A 2811-nucleotide genomic window follows, 5' to 3' on the forward strand; every position below is an offset into this window, starting at 1 on the left:
CATGGGAGTGATTGTGCAAAAGCTCATAACAGGAGATGTCTCCGGTGTGGCCTTCAGCAGAGATCCCACAGGAGAAGAACAGATGGTTATAGAGGCTGTCCCAGGACTAAACCAGGATCTGGTCGATGGCAGGGTAGAGCCTGAAAGATGGATGATCGATCCAAATGACGGAAAAATAAAAGAGAGGTACAGTAAAAATGAAACCACCCTTATGAATGAAGAGGAACTCACTAACCTTTATCTCACCCTGAAAAGACTCCATGACGAGTACGGGATTCCCGTTGATTTAGAATGGACCATGAAGGATAAAAAACTGTATCTTCTCCAGATACGCCCGGTGACAACACTTTCAGAAGATGAGGAAGAAGAAAATTTATGGGAGAGGGAGGACAAGAGACCATGGTACAGGAGTCTCACAAAGACTTTTGCAACTCTGAAAGAGATGCAGAAGCGTATAGAGGGAGAAATCCTCCCTGCTATGGAAAAGGCTGCTTCCAGTATGAAAAATACTGATCTCAGCTCACTGGACAACCTATCTCTCTCTAAGGAGATAGAAAAAAGATTTGACCTTTATGAAAATTGGCACAACATCTATTGGCAGGAACTCATACCTTTTGCCCACGGAGTTAGACTCTTTGGGAAAATATACAATGATTCTGTAAAGCCTGCAGATCCCTATGAATTTACATTGCTGCTACGTTCAAATGAAATGATAAGTATCAAAAGGGATAAGTCTCTTCTATCCCTTATTAAAAAAGTGAAAGATGACCCCTGCCTTCATGAAAAATTGAAAAATAAAATTTTTGATGATCTATCTGCAGATTTTTTTCAATCACTGGATCTATTTGTTCATCACAACGGAGATTCCTCCTATAAAGGGGACTCACTTTTAGCAAACAAAGAGGATCTGTTAAAGCTGATTTTAAATATGGCCGAAGCGAATGTTGACTCAAAAAAAGAATGGGAAGACATATCTATTCTTGAAGATAAATTTTTTTCAGCATTTAAAAAAGAACAGATAGATTTTGCCAAAGATATCCTCAATTTGGCAAGGATAAGCTGGCGTGTGAGAGATGACGACAATATTTATCTCGGGAAGTTGGAGTCTGCTCTTGTGGATTCTGTAAATCTCGGTAAAAGCAGACTCTCCATTCATAAAAAAACCAGCCCCCATACCGTGGCAATGATGCTAAGAGACCCAGATCCATCAAAGAAAAGTTCACAAGAGAATCCTCCCCTGTCCAAAATCAAGTTCAAAAGGAGTAGGCTTCTGAAAATATCAGTCAAAGACAGAAATTCTCAGATGAGAATGAGGAAGTTTACCGGTCAGCCTGCAGGTCCTGGAATAGGAAGTGGAAAAAGCAGAGTAATCAGAAATCAGGAGGATATCTTTCAATTTAAAAAAGGAGAAGTTCTCGTGTGTGATGCCATAGATCCCAACATGACATTTATTGTACAGTTTGCTTCTGCAATAGTAGAAAGAAGAGGGGGAATGCTTATTCACGGTGCCATAATTGCAAGAGAGTACGGAATCCCCTGTGTCACAGGAATAGACAATGCAACTGAGGTCATAGAAAGTGGTATGACTCTCGTGGTAGACGGATATACAGGAACCGTAACCATAAAAGAACCATAAAATATAAAGACTTTATAAAATCAATTCAAATAAAAAAGCTTCCAGACAGTTTATCACTGTAGGGAAGCTTTTTTATGCTTTTATTACGTCTCTCTGCAGGTCAGACAACTACCACGGTTTCCTGATCATTCTCTCCGTCTGATTTGCTCTCCAAATAGCCTTTCTCCGCTCTGTCTCTTCCGTTTATTTTTGAACTGTACAGAGCCTTATCAGCCCTGTTTATAACTTTATCCAGTTCTTCAAAGGGATGATATTCTGACACTCCCATGCTCACTGTACTCAAAATATGATCATTTTTATAGATTGTTTTATTTTTTCTGATCTCTATTCGGATATTTTCAGCAAGCTTAAAAGCGTCCTCTATACCACAGTCTTTAATTAGCAGGATAAACTCATCCCCTCCCCACCTTGAAAAAACATCTGATTTACGAAGAAGTGATTTCGTAACTTCACTGATGTTTTTAAGGACCTCATCCCCTGCCAGGTGTCCGTATTTATCGTTGATCTCCTTAAAAAAGTCTATATCAAAAATCACAATTGAAAATTTCATTTTATTTCTTTCAGAATCTTTTAAAATTTGGAGCATTATGATGTCAAAGGCCTGACGGTTGCATACCCCTGTGAGTTTATCTATGGTGGCCATTTCATGAAGCCGTTTTTCATAGGGAGACATCAGTATGTCCATAAGAATAAAAATCATTATCACTATAAATGCACAGATCCCCAGATTCAAATAGAGTGCTTTATGTATATTCCTGATGGCTCCCTCTTCGCTTTTTTCCACTATGAGGTGCCATTTAAGTTCCGGTATATACCGGCTGTTTACATGGATAAGTTTTCCGTCTTTCTTATACTTCTGAGTTTTATTTGCATTTTTTAAAATTACACTGGAAATTTCAGATAATCCTTCCATCTGATTGATATTCTTTGATTCTATTTTAAAGTCAGAACCATGAAGGACAATATTTCCGTCATTATCAGCAAAGTATATCTGACTCCCGTAATCTTTTTGATACCTCTCTATTATATTTTTTACAGCATCTACTTTGAGTCCAACTCCTGTGGCCCCTATATACTTACCATCGTAGTCATAAACTTTATAATTGACGAATACTGTCATGGTGTCATTATTTGCCATGTCAGGATCCACATTTATCTCATAATCATTTTTCATA

2 protein-coding genes are annotated in these 2811 nt (G+C 38.2%); one reads left to right on the forward strand and one right to left on the reverse strand.

The features are described from left to right. The coding region (locus ABZA26_RS11835; protein WP_372714725.1) for a PEP/pyruvate-binding domain-containing protein at positions 1–1636 on the forward strand (1636 nt) is incomplete at its 5' end. 100 nt (positions 1637–1736) lie between these two features. Here the strand turns inward: ABZA26_RS11835 and ABZA26_RS11840 are convergent. After that, positions 1737–2811: diguanylate cyclase (locus ABZA26_RS11840; protein ID WP_372714726.1), on the reverse strand; the 1075-nt coding region annotated here is incomplete at its 5' end.

It is taken from the genome of Ilyobacter sp. (genome assembly GCF_041583315.1).
In the GTDB taxonomy this organism is placed as follows: Bacteria; Fusobacteriota; Fusobacteriia; order Fusobacteriales; family Fusobacteriaceae; genus Ilyobacter.